Origin of the sequence: Rhodovibrio sodomensis (genome assembly GCF_016583645.1) — a bacterium.
Classification (GTDB): Bacteria; Pseudomonadota; Alphaproteobacteria; order Kiloniellales; family Rhodovibrionaceae; genus Rhodovibrio; species Rhodovibrio sodomensis.
The window spans coordinates 1-2,582 of the sequence record NZ_NRRL01000239.1 but is presented as its reverse complement, the minus strand read 5'-3'; the positions used below and the strand labels follow the sequence as shown (position 1 = coordinate 2,582).

The following is a 2,582-nucleotide window of genomic DNA, read 5'->3' as shown; positions in this document are numbered from 1 at the left end:
CCTTCGTTCGCTTCGTTGTTGAATGCGCGTTCAAAATCCAAAGCATTAGAATGGCGCAGCCGGCACCAATATCAACCTTTTGTTCTCCACAACCGGACGCCACGTGATGCTGCATGCCCAACAAAAAGACCCCGCCGACGCCGCCGGCGGGGCTCGCGCTAAGCCACTGAAGCATCGCGCTCCCGTGGCTGCGTCTCCTGGAGAGCCAGGAAAAGAGAGGCAACGCGACCGCGATGTGGGTATGCGGGTGCAGCGCACAAGAGGGCCATGGAGCGGCAGGCTCCTTGGTTGGCGTGATGAAAGCCATCGCTTCGATGGCGCCAGAGACGCCGGCGCGAACTGCAAAGAAGCAGGTCCCGGCGCCGGGGAAGAGCGCCGGGACCTTCGAGCCGCACGCGCGGACAGACAAGAGGGGGCAAGGTCTGTCGGGACGAGAGGGGGATTGGCGCGCGGCTCAACCTTGATCGGATCGAACAATACCCCCGTGTTCAGCGCAGCGGTGTTCCCGCCCGCGGCCGCATGTCGTCGGCGTACAGGTCGATCTCCAGGCGATACGCCCCGTGCAGCTTNGTTCGTCGTGGGCGCCGCGGCGAGTTGCTGGCCTTTCGGGCCGGCCCCGTACGCGTCCTCAGCGCTGACCAGAAGGCCGCCAAAGACGATGCCCGCGGCCAGAATGATGGCCTCGGCCGCGCGATCCTTGCGGTACGCCCGCCCTTCGGTGTCGATCGAGCGATGGGTCCGGGTCGTGTCGATGCGGGTCATGATGACCTCCCGCTGTTGCGTCGTTCGCCTGGGATCGACCATGGCGCATCGCGATACGGACCGATGTGCCTCGCATCACACTTCACGCGGGTGTTACAGATCGGGCGGTCCCCGTGAGTCCGGCGATCGCGCAGGCGTCCGGGCAAGGCGGGTATTCAGGCTGCTTATCGGCCCAACCTTTGCTGGTCTGATACCCTCGAGCCCACGCACGACGGGAGGTGTGGCATGTTCGAACAGTGGCTGAAGTGCTGGCGGCGATGGATGTTCTGGTGGTTGCCGGGCGGCGACGAGCCGGACGAGACGAAACCGGCTCCGCCCGCGCAGAAGAAATCGGCTCCGGCGAAGCCTGACACCTAAGCGGCCAAAGTAGACGCGGGCACCAGCCAGCGGTCAGGATCGAACGAACCGTCTGCCACAGCGGCCAAGGCAGACGATTTGACCGCGATCCGGGGTATCGGCCCCGCGATCGCCCGCGAACTCGAAGCGCTCGGCGTGACAACCTTCGCGGATCTCGCGGAGCTCGACAGCGCTCTGAGCCGATGGTTCCACGAGCGCGTCAGCAACGCGCGCGGCCGCCTGCGACGGATCAAAATCGTTGCGATGGCCCGCAAGCTCCTGGTCGCGCTCTGGCGTTACGTTACACAGGGCATTGTACGGGAGGATGCCGTGACGACCGCATGATTGCCGACGGCGACAGCTGAACGGAACGTCGCGGGGACGGCCGCCCAGCGGCGGTCGGGCCGGACGCGTGATCGTTAAACGGAATGGCCAGCGAAGTGCGCGCCGTTGCAAAGATGGATCCCGTCCGCCCCAGGCCCGACCTCGACATATGCAGGATTAAGGTGACGGCTCGAGCAGCGAGCCGACCGGATGCGAGTTCGGCCAAGCGTGTACCTGCCCGTTACAAGGGCCCAGCCCGATCGTCCTCCGCGGCTGCAACCATGACTTCCTGCCTGTCGCATTACGACTGAACACGCGAAATCGCCGTCGTGCCACGCCACGCCGGCATACCGGCGAGGACTGCACAATCACCATGGCGCCGATCCAGGGATTATGGCGAGACACCGGGATTACGTCCTTGACACCCAGGCGCCCCATGCGAGTTCCGCCTAGCTATTGAGGTGGCCTACCCCCGGTGGAGGCTCCGGCCCCTGGACGCTCTGGCGAACGCCACGTCTCGTGCTGATCCTGTATCGTCGGTGACGCCACTCAGGCGCGTGCGTATGGGCTCTTCTAAGGCTGAATGCGGCCGCGTGCCAGCGTGCGCCCGGTTACCCCAGCCGCATCAGATGGTATGCGGCTTCCGCGCTGGCGACGGCGATTGCCGGGGTCGACGCCGTGCCGTCCGCGTGTGCGCCATCTCGGCTGGCGATCCAATACCAGCCGCAGTCTGAATTCGGCCCGCGTGTAGAGCTCCGCCCTCTGGGTAAGCGCTGAACGCCCCGTGGTGTTCGATCCGCCACTCCGGCGGCTGAACCCAACTCGGGGTGTCGCTGTTGTATCGGGCGTCGCATTCTATCGGGCACTTCGCGCTTCCGCATGGGCGGGTTGCGCGCTGTTGCTGTCTTCTAGCAATTCCCAGATGTGCAAGGCGCGCCGTAAGCACTCACCTCCGATGGTGAATGGGCGTTTTCCGGCGGGCGCGGGGGAGGGGGGCGCAGTCAGGGGTTAACGTCTGGAATCGGGATTTGATTCTGGAGCGTTCTCGAGGGTCCGGGAACGGCAGTTTGCCAGGGCGAGACGGCTTTTGCCGGACCGCTCGTGAACGTGGATTGAACGGACCCGCGGGCAGCGAGGCAGGTCTATGGGGATTGTGTCGA

General features: G+C 65.1%; 3 protein-coding genes. 2 read left to right on the top strand and 1 reads right to left on the bottom strand.

Features of this window, described 5'->3' with window-relative positions:
- Positions 1 to 570 precede the first annotated feature (570 nt).
- A partial coding sequence (locus CKO28_RS28165; RefSeq protein ID WP_207168961.1) for a hypothetical protein occupies positions 571 to 762 on the bottom strand: 192 nt, incomplete at its 3' end.
- Positions 763 to 987: 225 nt separating this feature from the next.
- Here CKO28_RS28165 and CKO28_RS29030 point away from each other — a divergent pair.
- Entirely contained in the window at positions 988 to 1,119 is a 132-nt protein-coding gene (locus CKO28_RS29030; RefSeq protein WP_274611106.1) for a hypothetical protein, read from the top strand.
- A gap of 78 nt (positions 1,120 to 1,197) precedes the next feature.
- The gene (locus CKO28_RS29735; protein ID WP_496196160.1) at positions 1,198 to 1,443 is read left to right on the top strand and encodes a helix-hairpin-helix domain-containing protein; all 246 of its coding nucleotides are present in this window, start codon (positions 1,198 to 1,200) and stop codon (positions 1,441 to 1,443) included.
- Positions 1,444 to 2,582 lie beyond the last annotated feature (1,139 nt).